The organism is Martinezella calliandrae (assembly GCF_030272695.1).
Classification (GTDB): Bacteria; Pseudomonadota; Alphaproteobacteria; order Rhizobiales; family Rhizobiaceae; genus Rhizobium; species Rhizobium calliandrae.
Map to the genome: position 1 here is coordinate 1 of NZ_JARFYN010000223.1, position 407 is coordinate 407.

General features: G+C 65.6%; 1 protein-coding gene. It reads left to right on the forward strand.

Translation table 11 applies throughout. From position 1 onward, the window contains the following. A partial coding sequence (locus PY650_RS36845) for a hypothetical protein (RefSeq protein WP_285885039.1) occupies positions 1–407 on the forward strand: 407 nt, incomplete at both ends.

Consider the following 407-nt stretch of genomic DNA (forward strand, 5'->3'; position numbering starts at 1 on the left):
GCAGCGCTCTCCACCGACCAGGTTGCCGCGCTCAACAGCACCCAGATCAAGGCCCTGACCGCTTCCGAAGTGGGCGCTCTATCTACCGCCGACATCGCAACCTTCTCCACCGACGAGATCGCGGCTCTGACGACCGCTGCTCTCGCAGGCCTGACCTCCGATAAGGTCGCTGCCCTCTCCACAGTCCAGGTTGCAGCGCTCTCTACCGGCCAGATCGCCAAGCTCTCCACCAGCCAGATCGGCGCTCTGTCCACCGACCAGGCCAAGGTCCTGACCACCGACCAGGTCGGTGCCCTGACCTCCACCCAGATCGGCGTTCTCTCCACCGACGACGTTGCCGCCCTCTCCACCGACCAGATCGGTGCGCTGAAGACCGGCCAGGTCGCCGCCCTGAAGTCCACGCAGAT